This window comes from Sulfurimonas sp. (genome assembly GCF_029027405.1).
Lineage (GTDB): Bacteria > Campylobacterota > Campylobacteria > Campylobacterales > Sulfurimonadaceae > Sulfurimonas.
The window spans coordinates 1,083,188-1,100,124 of sequence record NZ_CP093396.1 but is presented as its reverse complement, the minus strand read 5'-3'; the positions used below and the strand labels follow the sequence as shown (position 1 = coordinate 1,100,124).

Below are 16,937 nucleotides of genomic sequence, written 5' to 3'. Positions count from 1 at the left end.
TAAAAATTATATATGCTAATTACAAATGCTGATAACTTAAGAATGGATGCCTTGCTTGATTGCTTGGTTCTATTTACAAAACTTTATCACAAACCATTTTCTGCAGAAGCTCTAACAGCTGGTCTTCCGATAGAACCAGGTGCAGAAGCACCTGAACTTTTTTCTATTAACAATGCTAAAGGACTTTTTTCTCGTGCTGCGAGAAAGGCAGGTTTAAAGTCGAGTCTTATTAAAAGACCACTATCTCAAATATCTCCTTTACAACTACCGATGATAATACTTCTTTCAAATCAAAGTGCTTGTATATTAGATAGATTTAGTGATGATGAAAAACAGATAAAGATTATCATGCCAGCCGAAGAAGCAATAGAACAATGGGTTGATACGGATGTACTTGAAGATGAGTATATTGGTTTTGGTTTTATGGTTAAAAAAGCTTTTGAGTACAATGATGAGAATTCAAGAACACTAAACATAAATCAAAAACATTGGTTTTGGAGTACTATAAAACTATCTACTGGTATGTATAAAGATGTACTATATGCTTCACTACTTATAAACCTTTTTGTTTTAGCATCTCCACTTTTTACTATGAATGTTTATGACAGAGTTGTTCCAAATAATGCTATAGAAACCTTATGGGTTTTTGCACTTGGTGTTAGTATTATTTATATACTCGATACATTTTTAAAGTTTACAAGAACTTACCTCCTAGAAAGTGCTGCAAAGAAGAGTGATATTATCATGTCTTCTATCATCTTTGAAAAAGTATTAAACCTAAAAATGGCAAATCATCCATCATCAGTAGGTTCTTTTTCTAGTAATCTAAAAGATTTTGATTCCATTAGAAGTTTTCTAACAAATGCTACTATGGCTGCTGTAATAGACCTTCCATTTGCTGTAATATTTTTAGCTGTAATTGCTTATATTGGGGGAAGTATCGTTGCAATTCCTATGTTAACAATGTTTTTAATTCTTACTTATGCCATCATTATCAAAAAACCTTTGCGTCAAAGCATAGAAAGTACACATGAGGCAAGTGCAAAGAAAAGCTCTATTCTCATAGAGACTCTTAACAATATAGAAACACTAAAAACTTTAGGTACTTTAAACCAAGTTCAATACAAATGGGAAGAATCAACAGGAGAAATAGCAGGAAAAAGTTTAAAGTCTCGTTTGCTTTCTGCATCTATACCAACAATAACTCAACTTCTAATTCAGTTAAATACTGTAATGATTATAGTTTATGGTGTTTATCTTATACATGATTTTGAACTTTCTATGGGTGGTTTAATTGCGATAGTAATACTAACTTCAAGAACTCTAGCACCAATGGGACAAGTTGCGGCACTTTTAACAAACTATGAAGATACAAAAACATCTTATGAAACTATAAATGAAATAATTTCTCAACCAAGTGAAAGACCTGATGGGAAAAAATTTGTTGAGCGACCTGACTTTAAAGGTCATATAGAGTTTGTTGATGTAACATTTTCATATCCAAACTGTGATGTTCTTTCTCTAAAAAATATATCTTTTGAAATTAGACCTGGAGAGCATGTAGCAATAATTGGTCGTATTGGCTCAGGTAAAAGTACAATACAGAAGTTAATCTTGGGTCTTTATGAACCTGATTCTGGTCAGATACGCATAGATGGGATTGATATAAAGCAGATTGATCCAGCTGATTTAAGAAAAAATATTGGTTATGTTTCTCAAGACATTATGCTGTTTCGTGGAACAGTAAAAGAAAACATCATTTATAGAGCAACTCATGTAAATGACTCTGCAATGATTAGAGCAGCAAATATTAGTGGTGCTTCAGAGTTTATAAAAAAACATCCTAAAGGTTACGAGATGCCTATTGGGGAAAGAGGCTTAGGGTTATCTGGTGGACAAAGACAAAGCATAGGAATTGCTAGAGCTTTTTTACTAAAGGCTCCTATAATGCTTATGGATGAACCATGTAATGCAATGGATCAGATAACCGAAGAAAATCTACTCAAAAGCTTATCTAAAAATCTAAAAGACACGACTTCTTTGCTTGTAACGCAAAAGATGACTCTTTTAAAAATAATAGAGAGAGTTATAGTAATAAACGATGGTAAGATTTTCATTGATGCTCCAAAACAAGAAGCACTAAAACAACTCCAAGATGGAGGTAAATAAAATGAAACATGATAAAAATATAGAGTACACAGAAAAAGATTACGACTTTATGAATAGTCTTAGTTCTGCTATATTAGTTCAATCTCCAACAAAGATTAGTAGAGTTATAAAGATCTGGTTAATCACAATACTTCTTTTTATTCTCTGGGCATCTCTAGCTGAAATAGATGAAATTACTAGAGGTAATGGTGATGTTATACCTTATGGTCAGAATCAAATCATACAAAACTTAGAAGGTGGTATAGTTGAAGGAATTTTAGTCACTGAAGGTCAACTTGTAAAAAAAGGAGAGGTGATTTTAAAAATAAACAATGCAAAATCACTCTCATCTTCAATAACAAATAAAATGAAATTTCAAGAATTAGAAGCAAAAAGACTTAGATTATTTGCAGAAGCAAATCAACTTGATTTTCAAGACTCAAAGACAACAGACCTAGAACTAAAAAAACAAATCAAATCAGCAAAAAATCTTTATGAATCTGATAAACTAGAATTTAACGCCAAAGATAGCGGTTTTGCAGAACAAATAGAGCAAAGGAAACAAGAATATAAAGAAGCCAAAGGAAAAGTAACATCATTAAAAAAATCACTAAGATATGTTAGTGAAGAAATTAGTATGACTGAACCAATGGTAAAAGAAGGTATCAAATCAAAAATTGACTTCTTAAAACTAAAAAGAGAAGCTAATGAGATTGAAAACAATATAATAGCGGCTAAACTATCTCTGCCTCGTCTTTCTTCTGCTATATCAGAGTATAGACATAAGCGCATTGAGTCAAAACAACTATTTATCAATAATGCAAAAAAAGAATTAAATGAGGTTACAGCAGAAATATCTAGACTAAAAACTCAACAAATAGCTTTTAGTGATCAAGTGGATAGAACCATGGTTAAATCTCCTGTAGATGGGATTGTCCAAAAACTTTTTGTTCATACTGTTGGTGGAGTTGTAAAACCTGGGGCAGACTTAGTAGAGATAGTTCCAACAAATGAAAAACTATACTTAGAGATTAAAATAAAACCAAGTGACATAGCATTTTTACATCCAGGAGCATCTGCTAAAGTAAAAATATCTGCTTATGATTTTGCTATTCATGGTGGACTCGAAGGGGAAGTTTTAAATATATCTCCTGATACAATAACCGATAAAAAAGATAATACATTTTATATCATTCATGTTGTAACCAAAAGAAATCATTTAGGAACAAAAGAGAATCCTCTTAATATTATACCGGGAATGACCGCTAGTGTAGATATTGTAACAGGACAAAAAACTGTTATGCAGTATATATTAAAACCTATTTTAAAGTCTAAACAATATGTATTTTCAGAGAGATAACATGCATATAATACTTTTTAGTTCAGATTTAAATATTATTGATGAGTGGAAGAAAAAAAGTAATACCATTCCTTTAATATTTGACAACATTAACTCATTGATGAATATGATAAAAGAACTTGGTCTGAAAAAATTTATTTTGATTGCTGATTATAATAGTGTGGCAACTGGCATAAATAAATTTATTTCTTCAAATACTCTACCAGAAAAAGTAATAATTTTAGAAAGAGTTCCAGAAATAACAACTGGTAAAATGCTAATATCTCATGGTATAAAAGCTTATGGTAACTCAAAAATGCTAAAACATCATTATAGACAGATGCTAGAGGTTGTAGAGAATGAAAAGATTTGGACATATCCAGAACTTACGGTGTCCTTAGCAAAAAGAAATAATAATAATAAATTAAGTGACGAAGCTAACAAACTATTGCAAAATAGACTTACAAAAAAAGAGATAGAAACTATCTATCATATTTTAAAAGGTTTAACAAACGATGCTATTGCCAATATAATGTCAATCACACCAAGAACTGTAAAAGCTCATACAAGTGCGATTTTTTCTAAACTGCATGTTAATGACAAAGTATCTTTAGTTTTACTTCTAAATAATTAACTCTATATCTGTACTTATTTCAAGAGTAACTGTACTATCACCTTCTCCACTTGTAACTTCTTGATAAATTGCACCTGTTTCAGCATCTGTTTTAAAATCACCCAGTTTCCACTGGGCATCTGCACCTAATACATCAAGATTTATACTATCAGAAGTATCTCCATCTATGCGAAGACTATTATCATTATCTGTCATTGTTAAAACGTCATAAACGCTTAATGAAGTTATATTTTGCTCACCTGCACTTAAATAAATAGTCTCTATATTTAAAATTTTATTAGATAATCCACTAAAATCAATATTCGTATCTCCTTGCATAACTAAAGTGTCAAGTCCTTCTCCCCCATCTATTAAAGTATCATTAGCATCAAAGATTATCTCATCATTTCCTGCACTAGACTTAGCATCTCCAACTGTATCAATTACAGTATTTCTATCATTTGCACCTGTAACATTAATGGTTACACTACCGGTATCTGAAGTAGTGCCATCACTTACAGTATATTCAAATGAAACATCTTGATTCTCTCCATAATTCATCTCCTGTAGAATCTCACTTGGAGTAAATTCAACTTTTCCCTCAACTACTCTTGCAGTTCCTAACACTATGTCATTTCCATCTGTTGAAATTACATTTACAGTTTTGCCACCACTTACATCTTGACCTTGAATTTCTTTAACGATTAGAGCATCTCCATCAACATCTTTGTCATTTGCTAAAACATCAATTATTATTGAACTATCTTCATCTGTACTATTTCTAATTGTTGCGTTTGTATTTTGTACTACTATATTATCATACCCAATACCGTTGTCATTATCAAAAGTATTTAATCCAATAGTTTCTATCTGAGGATGCTCTACTGATGAACTTAATTTATTATCTCCATTTACAGCTACTGTAATTCCATCTTTAGATGATACACTTACAGATAGATTAAATTTACTTCCAATATCTATATGGTAGATAGTATCAAGAATTGTTTCAACTCCATCCTCTACTTTTACTAAATTAAAATTTTGGTAATCTGAATAACTACTATAATTTGTTGAGTAATTTACCCATTCAACAGTATAATAATTACTACTATCTTCATACCCAAATGTAATTCCCACATAATTATTATGAGTATCGCCACTATTAGCATCTACATCAACAATTATTTTATAGTCAGTCATAGTTGAGTTATCACCCATATCGTGAGATATTATACCTCGTGCACAATCACTTTTTTCACTTATAGAACCATTGCTAACATCCCAATTAGCAGGATAGCGACCATCAAAGTTTATTTCACTCCAACCATCTAAATCAGCATCATTAAAATCATCACTATACACTGTTTCAATCTGTGTAATATCATCTGTAGCAATCGGTCCATGATTAGTCTCTGTAATAGTAACTATAGCAGGAGCATCATTTACATTTTCTGCAATAAAGTTTGATTTATTATTATTATAAACTTGAACTACTGTATCATCTACTTTATTGCCATTATCCGTTTTTTCTTGAATATCTTGTTCACTTTCGGTCACTTCTACATTAATATCAACACTACCATTATTAGCCTCAACAAATATAGCTTTTACTCCTCGAAATGAGGAAATAGATTCAACACCAGATGCTGTATCAATCTCGTATTCATTAAAATCATTGTATAAATCTTTTTTTATAGATATTATAGTCTCTTTTTCTGTCACAGTATCATGCTTATCATATTCTTGTGAAACTAAAGATGAATCAAATAATTGTGAGTGATTGCTCATCACTATAACATCTTCATATCCATCTGCCATACTTACAATTAGGCTGTCAATATTCTTATTAGAAGAATCCCCAACAATAATATCACCTTCATATATATTAGAACCTTTTAAAGTTTCATTGAGATCACCATTAGCTTGTTTAACATAAAACACACCATTTATACTAGCTATCTTTCCAATTATTTTTGACATTTCAGACTCCATAAATATAGTTAATTTATACAATGATATACTATATTTAAAAAGTTGTATATTGTACAATCGTACAATACTAAAAAAGACAAATAAAAGAGATGGGAAATAAATAAAGATTTTATATAAGATGATAGTAAAGTAAAAAAAAGATTTTATAAAAGAGTTAAGAAATGATCAACTAGGCAGCGACCTACATTTCCACAGATGCAATCTGCAGTATTATCAGCGATGAGAGGCTTAGCTTCTGGGTTCGGAATGGGACCAGGCGTTTCCCTCTCTCTATAGCCACCTAGACAATCACATATAAAGATACCTAAGTATATTTATATGTGACTGTACGAGTCATTATTATGAGTGAGTACTCATTAAATATTAATTGTCGTGTGTTCTATGCCATTTCTAAGCATAGAATATAAAGTCAACGAACTAAATAACTATTTGTATTACGCTTTTGGAGCTTAATACACTAAACAAGGTAGTGAACGAATTGCACTCTAATTAAAGAGTATGTAAAAAAAAGACAAACGATCTATTAGTACTGGTCAGCTAAACAGATTACTCTGCGTACACATCCAGCCTATCAAGCAGTTAGTCTTACTGCGATCTTCAGGGAGAGTTCATCTTAGAGTTGGCTTCCCGCTTAGATGCTTTCAGCGGTTATCTCATCCGTACGTAGCTACCCAGCGATGCTCTTGGCAGAACAACTGGTGCACCAGTGGTACGTCCAACCCGGTCCTCTCGTACTAGGGTCAGCTCTCTTCAACTCTCCTACGCCCACGGAAGATAGGGACCGAACTGTCTCACGACGTTCTGAACCCAGCTCGCGTACCGCTTTAAATGGCGAACAGCCATACCCTTGGGACCTGCTCCAGCCCCAGGATGCGATGAGCCGACATCGAGGTGCCAAACCTCCCCGTCGATGTGAGCTCTTGGGGGAGATCAGCCTGTTATCCCCGGCGTACCTTTTATCCTTTGAGCGATGGCCCTTCCACACAGAACCACCGGATCACTATGACCGTCTTTCGACTCTGCTCGACTTGTATGTCTTACAGTCAGGCTAGCTTATGCCATTATACTCTACGAGGGATTTCCAACCCCTCTGAGCTAACCTTTGTAAGCCTCCGTTACTCTTTAGGAGGCGACCGCCCCAGTCAAACTACCCACCAGACATTGTCCTCGCACGAGATAATCGTACCGAGTTAGCTATCAGAATATTCAAGGGTGGTATCTCAAGATTGCCTCATCTAAAACTGGCGTCCTAGAATCAATGGCTCCCACCTATCCTGCACATGAATATCCCAATAGCAGTGTCAAGCTATAGTAAAGGTGCACGGGGTCTTTCCGTCTTTCCGCGGGTAGGAGGAATTTTCACCTCCACTACAATTTCACTGGATCCATTGTTGAGACAGCTCCCATCTCGTTACGCCATTCATGCAGGTCGGTATTTAACCGACAAGGAATTTCGCTACCTTAGGACCGTTATAGTTACGGCCGCCGTTTACTTGTGCTTCAATTCATGCCTTCGCAAAGCTAAGCAATCCTTTTAACATTCAAGCACCGGGCAGGCGTCACACCCTATACATCCTCTTACGAGTTAGCAGAGTGCTGTGTTTTTGGTAAACAGTCGGGAGGGACACTTTGCTGCGACCATGAGAAGCTTTTGGGAGTAAATCCCATAACCTCTCTGGCACACCTTATACCGAAGATACGGTGCTAGTTTGCAGAGTTCCTTAACAATGGTTCTTCCACGCGCCTTAGAATACTCATCTCACCCACCTGTGTTGGTTTACGGTACGGGCAACATTACATCTCGTTTAGAGGCTTTTCTCGGCACGACAGTATCAACGATTCAGTTCGCTCTCCGAAGAGATTGAACTGCCTGTAAGATCTCGGTTTCATGAAGAGCGGATTTGCCTACTCTTCAACCTACTTCCTTCGAGCCACACTTCCATCGGTGACCTCGTTTAACTCTATGCGTCCCCCCATCACTCAAATGATGTAATGTCGGTATAGGAATATTAACCTATTTGCCATCGTCTACCCCTTTCGGACTCGACTTAGGTCCCGACTAACCCTACGATGACGAGCATCGCGTAGGAAACCTTGGGTTTACGGCGAAGGGAATTCTCATCCCTTTTCTCGCTACTCATGCCTGCATGCTCACTTCCATCCGCTCCAGCACTCCTTACCGGTGTACCTTCAGCGCTGAATGGAACGCTCTCCTACCACTTGGTAGTTATACCAAATCTAAAGCTTCGGTGTTTATCTTAGCCCCGTTATATTTTCGGCGCAGAATCGCTAGACCAGTGAGCTGTTACGCTTTCTTTAAAGGGTGGCTGCTTCTAAGCCAACCTCCTGGTTGTCACAGCAACTCTACATCCTTTTCCACTTAGATAAAACTTTGGGACCTTAGCTGTTAGTCTGGGTTGTTCCCCTCTCGACATAGGATTTTATCACCCTACGCCTGACTCCCGAGGTTACACATACAGTATTCGGAGTTTGATAGGGTTTGGTACCGCGGTAAGCAGCCCTAGCCCTGTCAGTGCTCTACCCCTGTATGCTAATGCTCGAGGCTATACCTAAATATATTTCGGAGAGAACCAGCTATCACTAAGTTTGATTGGCCTTTCACCCCTATCCACAAGTCATCCCAAGAATTTTCAACTTCTACGGGTTCGGTCCTCCACTGGCTCTTACACCAGCTTCAACCTGCTCATGGATAGATCACTTAGTTTCGGGTCTGCAGCATCTAACTATGTCGCCCTATTAAGACTCGCTTTCGCTACGGCTCCCCGTTAGGTTAACCTTGCTAGATACCACAACTCGCAGGCTCATTATGCAAAAGGCAGTCCGTCACACTTGTATTACAAAAGTAATTCAATAGTGCTCCGAATGATTGTAAGCCATAGGTTTCAGGTTCTATTTCACTCCGCTCACCGCGGTCCTTTTCACCTTTCCCTCACGGTACTTGTTCGCTATCGGTCTAGTAGTAGTATTTAGGGTTGGAGGGTGGTCCCCCCATATTCAGTCAAGATAACACGTGTCCCGACCTACTCGTTCCTTAGTCTAGTACCATATAAATGTTTTCGCTTACGGGAGTATCACCCTCTATGCTCACTCTTTCCAAAGTGTTCTGCTAACATCTATATTATCACTAAGTGCCCTATTCCCATTTCGCTCGCCGCTACTTTGGGAATCTCGTTTGATTTCTATTCCTTCAGGTACTGAGATGTTTCACTTCCCTGAGTTCGCCTCTATATAAATATAGATAACATGAATCGCTCCATGCTGGGTCGCCCCATTCAGAAATCCCCGGATCAAAGCTCTTTGGCAGCTCCCCGAGGCTTTTCGCAGCCTAATACGTCTTTCATCGCCTCTACTAGCCAAGGCATCCACCTATGGCCCTTAATATCTTTTTTATTATTCTAATTTGCGTTCACTACCTTGGTTAATGTACTAATACCATTACTGATATTTTAACTAATCAAGTTAGTAATTTGTTTATTGTAGTTATTTAGTTTATAATTAATAATTTACTTATCTTATAATTTAATATACGATATGTTTCTTATTATTATATGTTGACTTTAACAATTATAATTTAATGAACAAGACTAATATAAATAGAAGTCTAATAAAAAAGCTAAATCTCTTTAGTTCTTTTATTAGGTTTCTTATTTTTGTGTCTTACTTGTTTTTCGAAGTAGTTGTATTTGAAAAGGTGGCGAAGAATACTTTAGTATCTGAGTCAACTTTTCAAATGCAAATGCTCGAAAAATGGTGGGCCTACCAGGACTTGAACCTGGGACCTCACCCTTATCAGGGGTGCACTCTAACCAGCTGAGCTATAGGCCCTAAAGTGTATATTTCATTTCAAATGAATTCTGATCACTGAAAACTAAGCAAGTAATAAACATTAATAACAACTGTGAGATTTTCTTTTTGTATGAAGTAATCAAACGAATGATTCTTCTTTACTCTAGAAAGGAGGTGATCCAACCGCAGGTTCTCCTACGGTTACCTTGTTACGACTTCACCCCAGTCGCTAATTCCACCGTAAGTGGTAGCCTCCCGAAGGTTAGCTTCCCAATTTCGGGTGAAATCAACTCCCATGGTGTGACGGGCGGTGAGTACAAGACCCGGGAACGTATTCACCGTAGCATTGCTGATCTACGATTACTAGTGATTCCAGCTTCATGGAGTCGAGTTGCAGACTCCAATCCGAACTGAGAGACGCTTTAAGAGATTAGCTCCACCTCGCGGTATCGCAACTCTCTGTACGCCCCATTGTAGCACGTGTGTAGCCCTAGCCGTAAGGGCCATGATGACTTGACGTCGTCCTCACCTTCCTCCTTCTTGCGAAGGCAGTCTCCTTAGAGTGCCCAGCTTAACCTGCTGGCAACTAAGGACGAGGGTTGCGCTCGTTGCGGGACTTAACCCAACATCTCACGACACGAGCTGACGACAGCCGTGCAGCACCTGTTTTCATGCTCCCCGAAGGGCACCTCTGTATCTCTACTGAGTTCAATCAATGTCAAGGCTAGGTAAGGTTCTTCGCGTATCTTCGAATTAAACCACATGCTCCACCACTTGTGCGGGTCCCCGTCTATTCCTTTGAGTTTTAATCTTGCGACCGTACTCCCCAGGCGGAACACTTAATCTGTTAAGTGCATCACCGAGATGACAAGCATCCCGACGACTAGTGTTCATCGTTTAGGGCGTGGACTACCGGGGTATCTAATCCCGTTTGCTCCCCACGCTTTCACGCCTTAGCGTCAGTAATGTTCCAGGAGATCGCCTTCGCTTTCGGTATTCCTAGTGATATCTACGGATTTTACCCCTACACCACTAATTCCATCTCCCCCTCCCATACTCTAGGTTAGTAGTTTCAAATGCAGTTCTACAGTTAAGCTGTAGGATTTCACATCTGACTTACCAACCCGCCTACGCGTCCTTTACGCCCAGTGATTCCGAGTAACGCTTGCACCCTCCGTATTACCGCGGCTGCTGGCACGGAGTTAGCCGGTGCTTATTCATATGCTACCGTCATTTTCTTGACATATAAAAGGAGTTTACACACCGAAATGCGTCATCCTCCACGCGGCGTTGCTGCATCAGGGTTTCCCCCATTGTGCAATATTCCTCACTGCTGCCTCCCGTAGGAGTCTGGTCCGTGTCTCAGTACCAGTGTGGCGGATCATCCTCTCAAACCCGCTACCCGTCATTGCCTTGGTAGTCTCTTACACTACCAACTAACTGATGGGATATAGTCTCATCTCGAAGCGAAAAAACGTTTACCAACTCTACTTATGTAGAGAAGGATTATTTGGTATTAATCATCGTTTCCAATGGCTATCCCAATCTTCGAGGCAGATTAACTATATATTACTCACCCGTGCGCCACTCGTCAGCAGAAAAGCAAGCTCTTCTCTGTTACCGTTCGACTTGCATGTGTTAAGCACGCCGCCAGCGTTCACTCTGAGCCAGGATCAAACTCTCCATAATTATTGGTCTCCTTGAAACGGAACAAGTCCCGCTTCAATTCCTTACACTAAAGCTACAAACTAACAAGTAGTTTGAGAATTGATGTTTGGAGTTTAGAAACTTTTATCATGTAAAGTATGTATTGCTACATATTACTGATCTTTTGCCCAAGAATTAAAATTCATTGGCTTATTGTTTTATAGTCTAAACTAACTACTGCTTAAAGTATTAGTTACGACTTTTCTGTATAGTATCTATTACTATTTGGGAACCAAACATAACCTAAGTTATATCTGGTAACTAATAGAATAGACGGTTGTTGTTATATTAGTTATTTCTAAGTAATACTTCCAACTTAATAGTTATTATTAAGTCTATTACTTGCTTAGTTTTCAATGATCTCAAACATCTTTTGGTTAACTCCTATCGAAGTCTCCCGTGAGCCTAAACATTAGGTCTCTGTGTTTGTGGATGGGAATTATAGACAAGTGTTGCTTAGGTGGTTCTTAATGTTTGGAGGTTTACTTTAAGAGTTTGGAACAATTGATTATTTTTGATTAATATTTTTAAATTAAACTTCGCTAATCCAACCGCCACCTACCAGTTTGTCATCATCATAAAAAACTGCTGCCTGCCCTGTTGCAACACCAAACACGCTCTCTTTAAGTGTCACGACTGCTGTATCATTTTCTAAAATTTTCACATGACATGCTACGGCTTTTGTTCTATATCTTAATTTTACAGTTGTATCAAAATCTTTTGAATCATTAAACATATTAAGATGTTCTAATTTAACATCGAAGCATGATAATTCATCTTTTTTACCTACAGTTATAGTATTGTTACTAGCATCTATGCTCAGAACATAATGAGGTTCATGCGCACCTTTAACTGTAAAACCTTTTCTTTTACCTATTGTATAGTGCATATAACCTTTATGTTCACCAACGATATCTCCATCTTTGTTTAGTACTTGCCCAACATTATCAACATTTACATAATCTTTTAATAAATCTGTATAAGTTGTTTCAACAAAGCATATTTCACTTGATTCATCTTGACTTGCATAAGATTCTAAACCTTCAATTGAAGCTGCAATTTTTTTAATATCTACTTTCTTTTTGTTTCCAAGTGGGAAGATAAGCTTTGGTAAAATATTACTTTGAACATAAAAAAGAAAATAACTTTGATCTTTAGTATCATCATCTGCTTCATAAAAATATTTACCATCTGTTTTTATATAATGTCCTGTTGCAACAAAATCTGCACCTACTGAGTTTGCAAATTTTACCATCTCCCCAAATTTTAGGTTTCTATTGCATAAGGCACATGGATTTGGAGTTTTACCTTCAGCATAAGTGTCAATAAAAGGTTGAAAAACTTTTTCATTAAATGTATTTTGTAAATCTAAAACATGCAACTTTATTCCAACAAAATCAGCTGCTTTTTGTGCCCTTACTTGATGAATCTCATGATAACCTGGTTTTGAATGAAGTTTCATATAAATGCCTTCACACTCATAACCATCCTCTTTTAATAGTAATGCCGAAACAGTAGAATCAACTCCACCACTCATTCCTATTAAAACTTTTTTCTTAACATCCATATTTTCTACTTTTTTAAATTTTTATTTAATGAGAACTCTAAAAGTCCTTTATAATATTTTGTATCTTCCAAACCAACTTCTTTTAGTATTCTAATTTGTCCTAAAAGTGATTCCTCAATCTCATTTGTGACTAGTTTTAAATCATCTGTTAATGTAATCATATGAAAATCATCTTCATCAATCATGCCATCATTTAATAATGTAGTTTCTATAAACTCCATTAAAGGTTTATAAAACTCAACACCAACAACAAAAACCTTAACACCTATAATTTTTCTTGTTTGAATAAGAGTTAAAGCTTCAAACAGTTCATCTAAAGTTCCATATCCACCTGGAAAAATAACATAAGCAATAGAATACTTAACTAACATAACTTTTCTTGAAAAGAAATAATCAAATCCCAACTCTTTTGTCGTGTATGGGTTTGTAACTTGCTCAAAAGGTAAATCTATATTTAAGCCTATAGACTCTACATCTTTATGCTCATGTGCACCTCTATTTGCAGCTTCCATTATTCCAGGACCACCACCTGTCATTACACTAAAGCCTTTTCTTCCTAACATTGATGATAATTTTCGAGCCTTTTTATAGTATTTATCACTTTTTTTAGTTCTAGCACTTCCAAATATTGTGACAGTTGGACCTAAATCTCCAAGTTCATCAAAACCTTTTACAAAGTCTGCTAATATTTTAAATACACTCCAAACATCAGCAGACTTTATATCTTTAATATACTTTTTTACTATTTCATCTTTTCTAGCATTCATATTCTAATTCTTTAGTTGTGTTAATCTTTCTCTTTTAGTACCAATTGAAGTAATTTGAACACCAAAATTTCCATCAACAATTACAACCTCACCTTGTGCAATAACATGGTTATCAACTAATATCTCTAAAGGATCATTTGCTAATTGATTTAACTCTATAACTGAACCTATATCCATATTTAATACATCTTTTAAGAGCATTTTTTTCTTGCCTATTCTTACTCTAACAGGAAGCTTGACATCCATAATAAGAGAAATATTATTAATCTCATTATTATTTAAATCTATACCTGCAGATGAAGAGCTAGGTTGTATTTCAGGTTCTGATAATATTTTTTCTACTGGAGCTTCTTTTTGTGAATCGCTATTAAGTGTAGTATTTATATGCTCATCAATAATAAACATAAGAAGAGAACTTAACTCACCAATTTTAAAAGTATAAACAAACATTTTAGAATAATCTTCAAGCGTTACCTCCGAGTCTTCCGCTATTAATTCTATTGTGTCTATCTTAAAAGAAAGTGTCGGAATACTTTTTTGTGCAGATAAAGAATTTCCAATAGCACCAAAAATATTTGATATTATTTCTTTTGTAGCATCTATATCATCATCACTAATATCTTCACGATCACTTGCTTCTTCACCCATCATCATATCAGAAAGAGAAGCAGCTAAGTTAGGAGTAAGAGCAATCATTGCACTTGCTTCTGTTGCGCCACTCACTGTTATCTTAGCAAGGACAATCGGAGGTATAATATTTGATATAATGCTTAGATCTTGTTCTTCTTTTAACTCCATTATGGGAGCTTGTCCTACAAGTGCCTCAATAGTACCTATTGTTTCATCTTCAAATAATTTCATAAAATCATTCATTTATTTACTCCTGCACTTTTTTCTGAATTTCTTCATTATTTATAATCTGTCTTACTCCAGATATTTTATCATGTCTAATATTTTCGAAATTTTCTAATGCTCTTTTAACTGCATCTTTTTCTGTATCTATTACTTGGGTGATTTGTATCGATTTTCTAAACCTTCTTAGACCTATCTTTCCATTAAATCTTGCTTTACCATCTATACTCAAACTTACTATATCATCAGCCGCATTTGAAAGTTTAACAACATCACCAATTTGCAACTCAAGTACATCTTTCATAGTAAACTCTGCATTTCCAAGATTGGCTTCTACTGTAACTTTTGCGCCACCAAGTAACACTTGTAGTTCTGTATTTCTACTTTTTTTAGAACTTGTTTCGTTTAGCATCAAATCTCTACTTGCTAACTTTGGTAATATTGGTTCAAGTGAAATAACAGGATAGCATATATTCATCATACCAGAACTATGTCCAATTATGATCTCCATTACAACCATAACAACAATTTCATTTTGTGCAACAATTTGAACAACATTTGGACTTGACTCTTTAGACTCAACATTAGGATAAACTTCCATAACTGGTCCCCAAGCCTCTTTTAGTGTACTCATCATAACGCGTAAAATGGTTTCAAAAAGACTTAATTCTATGTCTGAAAACTCTCTACTAGCATCGAAAGGTTCACCTTTACCACCTAAAAGACGATCAAGCATCGGAAATGCTATGGAAGGATTAATTTCAATAACACCACTACCTTCTAATGGTTTTACAGAAAAGACATTAAAACTCGTAGGATTTGGCAAAGACATTAAAAACTCACCATAAGTCATTTGATCAACTGAATGAAGTTGAATCTCAACAATAGAGCGCATAATAGAAGATATTTGAGATGCCAAACTTCTTGCCATTTTATCATGAACACCACGAAAAGCACGAAGTTGTTCTTTTGAAACTCTATTTGGTCGCTTAAAGTCGTAAAGTGTTACTTGTCTTTGAGGGAGTAAATTCTCTTCCCTATCTTCAAAGACATCTTCACCTTCATCTTCAACAACATCTAGTAATGCGTCAATTTCTTCTTGTGATAGTATATCTGCCATCTTATGTTTCTACACTTTCTTTGATTTTATAAATAACTGATTTATGTATTTGAGAAATTCTTGACTCTGTAATATTTAAAATTTCACTAATTTCTCTTAATGTCAACTCTTCAAAATAATAAAATTGAATTATTAATTGTTCTCGTTCACTATAACTTATCAATATATTTTTTATTACATCTACTAGTTCTTCTTTTTCGATAAGAGCTAAAGCAGCACCTTCATCTCCAACTTGAAGTTGGTCATGTAATGGCATTACAGTATAAATGGTAGATGCTATTCTTGCATCATGAACTTTTTCTTCACTTTCATCTAAAATAAGAGCAAGCTGTAAATCAGTTGGTTCATCTTCATTGGTAAGTCTATACTCTTCAACTGCATAGTCAATTGCTTTAATCAGTTTTCTACTAGCACGAGATAAAATATCTAAACTTCTTAAATAGTCTAGCATCGCTCCATAAACTCTTTTTTTAGAGTATCCCCAAAAAGAATCATTTAATTTTTCATCATATCTTCTTGCTAATTTTATAAGTTCTTCTGTGCCGATAGCCGATAAATCCATATAGTCTATAGAACTAGGAAGTCGCTCTTTTAATCTAAATGCCATGGCTTTAACAGCAGGTAAATACTGAATAGCAAGTTCATCTTCTTTATGTTTAATATCTTGTGTATAAGCAGCTATCATGACTTTTGTCCTGGCATTTTTTGTGCATTTATTTTAACTGCTGCATTTGTCATCTTGGATACAGAGTCAATTAATTTTTCTCGTTTGTTAATCTCTTTTACAAATCTATCTAATTCTGATTCATGATCATCTTTTGGAAAAAAGTACGCTTTCGCTGTAATTGTTCTAAAATAAAAAGCAACTATTATGTGTGAAAAAAGGTAAAAGAAAATAGTAATTACAAAAGTATAAAGAAGTAAGCCTTGGGCATCAAATGATTTCAATATGCCAAATACTATACCGACAAAAAACCCTTGAACTGTAAAAAAATATACAAAGTTTTCACCTAACATCCATGTAC

10 protein-coding genes, 1 tRNA gene and 3 rRNA genes are annotated in these 16,937 nt (G+C 35.5%); 3 read left to right on the top strand and 11 right to left on the bottom strand.

Features of this window, described 5'->3' with window-relative positions; translation table 11 throughout:
* Window positions 1-12 precede the first annotated feature (12 nt).
* From MOV42_RS05115 to MOV42_RS05105, 3 genes are read left to right on the top strand one after another with little or no spacing between them, the layout of a single operon-like run.
* The gene (locus MOV42_RS05115; protein ID WP_324172707.1) at window positions 13-2,169 is read left to right on the top strand and encodes a type I secretion system permease/ATPase; all 2,157 of its coding nucleotides are present in this window, start codon (window positions 13-15) and stop codon (window positions 2,167-2,169) included.
* Between the two features lies 1 nt (window position 2,170).
* Window positions 2,171-3,508: an HlyD family type I secretion periplasmic adaptor subunit gene (locus MOV42_RS05110; RefSeq protein ID WP_324172706.1), complete on the top strand. Its 1,338-nt coding sequence runs from the start codon at window positions 2,171-2,173 to the stop codon at window positions 3,506-3,508.
* 1 nt (window position 3,509) lies between these two features.
* Window positions 3,510-4,121 carry a helix-turn-helix transcriptional regulator gene (locus MOV42_RS05105; RefSeq protein ID WP_324172705.1) on the top strand — a complete coding sequence of 204 codons (612 nt, stop codon included), beginning with the start codon at window positions 3,510-3,512 and terminating at the stop codon, window positions 4,119-4,121.
* Here MOV42_RS05105 and MOV42_RS05100 read toward each other — a convergent pair.
* The 11 genes from MOV42_RS05100 to MOV42_RS05050 all read right to left on the bottom strand — a co-directional run bounded on the left by MOV42_RS05100 (window position 4,110) and on the right by MOV42_RS05050 (window position 16,929).
* The gene (locus tag MOV42_RS05100) at window positions 4,110-6,080 is read right to left on the bottom strand and encodes an Ig-like domain-containing protein (RefSeq protein WP_324172704.1); all 1,971 of its coding nucleotides are present in this window, start codon (window positions 6,078-6,080) and stop codon (window positions 4,110-4,112) included. The genes MOV42_RS05105 and MOV42_RS05100 overlap by 12 nt on opposite strands.
* Before the next feature lie 180 nt (window positions 6,081-6,260).
* Window positions 6,261-6,376 (bottom strand): 5S ribosomal RNA (gene rrf / locus MOV42_RS05095).
* Between the two features lie 218 nt (window positions 6,377-6,594).
* Window positions 6,595-9,502, bottom strand: a 23S ribosomal RNA gene (locus tag MOV42_RS05090).
* Window positions 9,503-9,861: 359 nt separating this feature from the next.
* Window positions 9,862-9,938: transfer RNA gene (locus MOV42_RS05085), tRNA-Ile, on the bottom strand.
* A gap of 128 nt (window positions 9,939-10,066) precedes the next feature.
* Window positions 10,067-11,588: ribosomal RNA gene (locus MOV42_RS05080) — 16S ribosomal RNA — on the bottom strand.
* Together the 16S, 23S and 5S rRNA genes with 1 tRNA gene alongside form the textbook arrangement of a ribosomal RNA operon.
* Before the next feature lie 550 nt (window positions 11,589-12,138).
* Window positions 12,139-13,173, bottom strand: a complete 1,035-nt coding sequence (mnmA, locus tag MOV42_RS05075; RefSeq protein ID WP_324172703.1) for a tRNA 2-thiouridine(34) synthase MnmA — start codon at window positions 13,171-13,173, stop codon at window positions 12,139-12,141.
* A 5-nt stretch (window positions 13,174-13,178) separates the two neighbouring features.
* Window positions 13,179-13,940 carry a TIGR00730 family Rossman fold protein gene (locus tag MOV42_RS05070; RefSeq protein WP_324172702.1) on the bottom strand — a complete coding sequence of 254 codons (762 nt, stop codon included), beginning with the start codon at window positions 13,938-13,940 and terminating at the stop codon, window positions 13,179-13,181.
* A gap of 3 nt (window positions 13,941-13,943) precedes the next feature.
* Window positions 13,944-14,813 (bottom strand): flagellar motor switch protein FliY, encoded by an 870-nt coding sequence (gene fliY, locus MOV42_RS05065; protein ID WP_324172701.1) that lies wholly within the window; start codon window positions 14,811-14,813, stop codon window positions 13,944-13,946.
* Between the two features lie 4 nt (window positions 14,814-14,817).
* Window positions 14,818-15,912, bottom strand: coding sequence for a flagellar motor switch protein FliM (gene fliM, locus MOV42_RS05060; RefSeq protein ID WP_324172700.1), 1,095 nt, complete (start codon window positions 15,910-15,912; stop codon window positions 14,818-14,820).
* 1 nt (window position 15,913) lies between these two features.
* Complete coding sequence (locus tag MOV42_RS05055) at window positions 15,914-16,597, bottom strand: RNA polymerase sigma factor FliA (protein ID WP_324172699.1); 684 nt, start codon at window positions 16,595-16,597, stop codon at window positions 15,914-15,916.
* Window positions 16,594-16,929, bottom strand: a complete 336-nt coding sequence (locus MOV42_RS05050) for a hypothetical protein (RefSeq protein WP_324172698.1) — start codon at window positions 16,927-16,929, stop codon at window positions 16,594-16,596. Before MOV42_RS05050 ends, MOV42_RS05055 begins: the two co-directional genes overlap by 4 nt.
* Window positions 16,930-16,937: the final 8 nt, after the last annotated feature.

Coding starts and splice junctions, on each gene's coding strand:
- MOV42_RS05115 (WP_324172707.1), top strand. CDS start 13: ATGCTAATTACAAATGCTGATAACTTAAGAATGGATGCCTTGCTTGAT.
- MOV42_RS05110 (WP_324172706.1), top strand. CDS start 2,171: ATGAAACATGATAAAAATATAGAGTACACAGAAAAAGATTACGACTTT.
- MOV42_RS05105 (WP_324172705.1), top strand. CDS start 3,510: ATGCATATAATACTTTTTAGTTCAGATTTAAATATTATTGATGAGTGG.
- MOV42_RS05100 (WP_324172704.1), bottom strand. CDS start 6,080: ATGTCAAAAATAATTGGAAAGATAGCTAGTATAAATGGTGTGTTTTAT.
- mnmA (WP_324172703.1), bottom strand. CDS start 13,173: ATGGATGTTAAGAAAAAAGTTTTAATAGGAATGAGTGGTGGAGTTGAT.
- MOV42_RS05070 (WP_324172702.1), bottom strand. CDS start 13,940: ATGAATGCTAGAAAAGATGAAATAGTAAAAAAGTATATTAAAGATATA.
- fliY (WP_324172701.1), bottom strand. CDS start 14,813: ATGAATGATTTTATGAAATTATTTGAAGATGAAACAATAGGTACTATT.
- fliM (WP_324172700.1), bottom strand. CDS start 15,912: ATGGCAGATATACTATCACAAGAAGAAATTGACGCATTACTAGATGTT.
- MOV42_RS05055 (WP_324172699.1), bottom strand. CDS start 16,597: ATGATAGCTGCTTATACACAAGATATTAAACATAAAGAAGATGAACTT.
- MOV42_RS05050 (WP_324172698.1), bottom strand. CDS start 16,929: ATGTTAGGTGAAAACTTTGTATATTTTTTTACAGTTCAAGGGTTTTTT.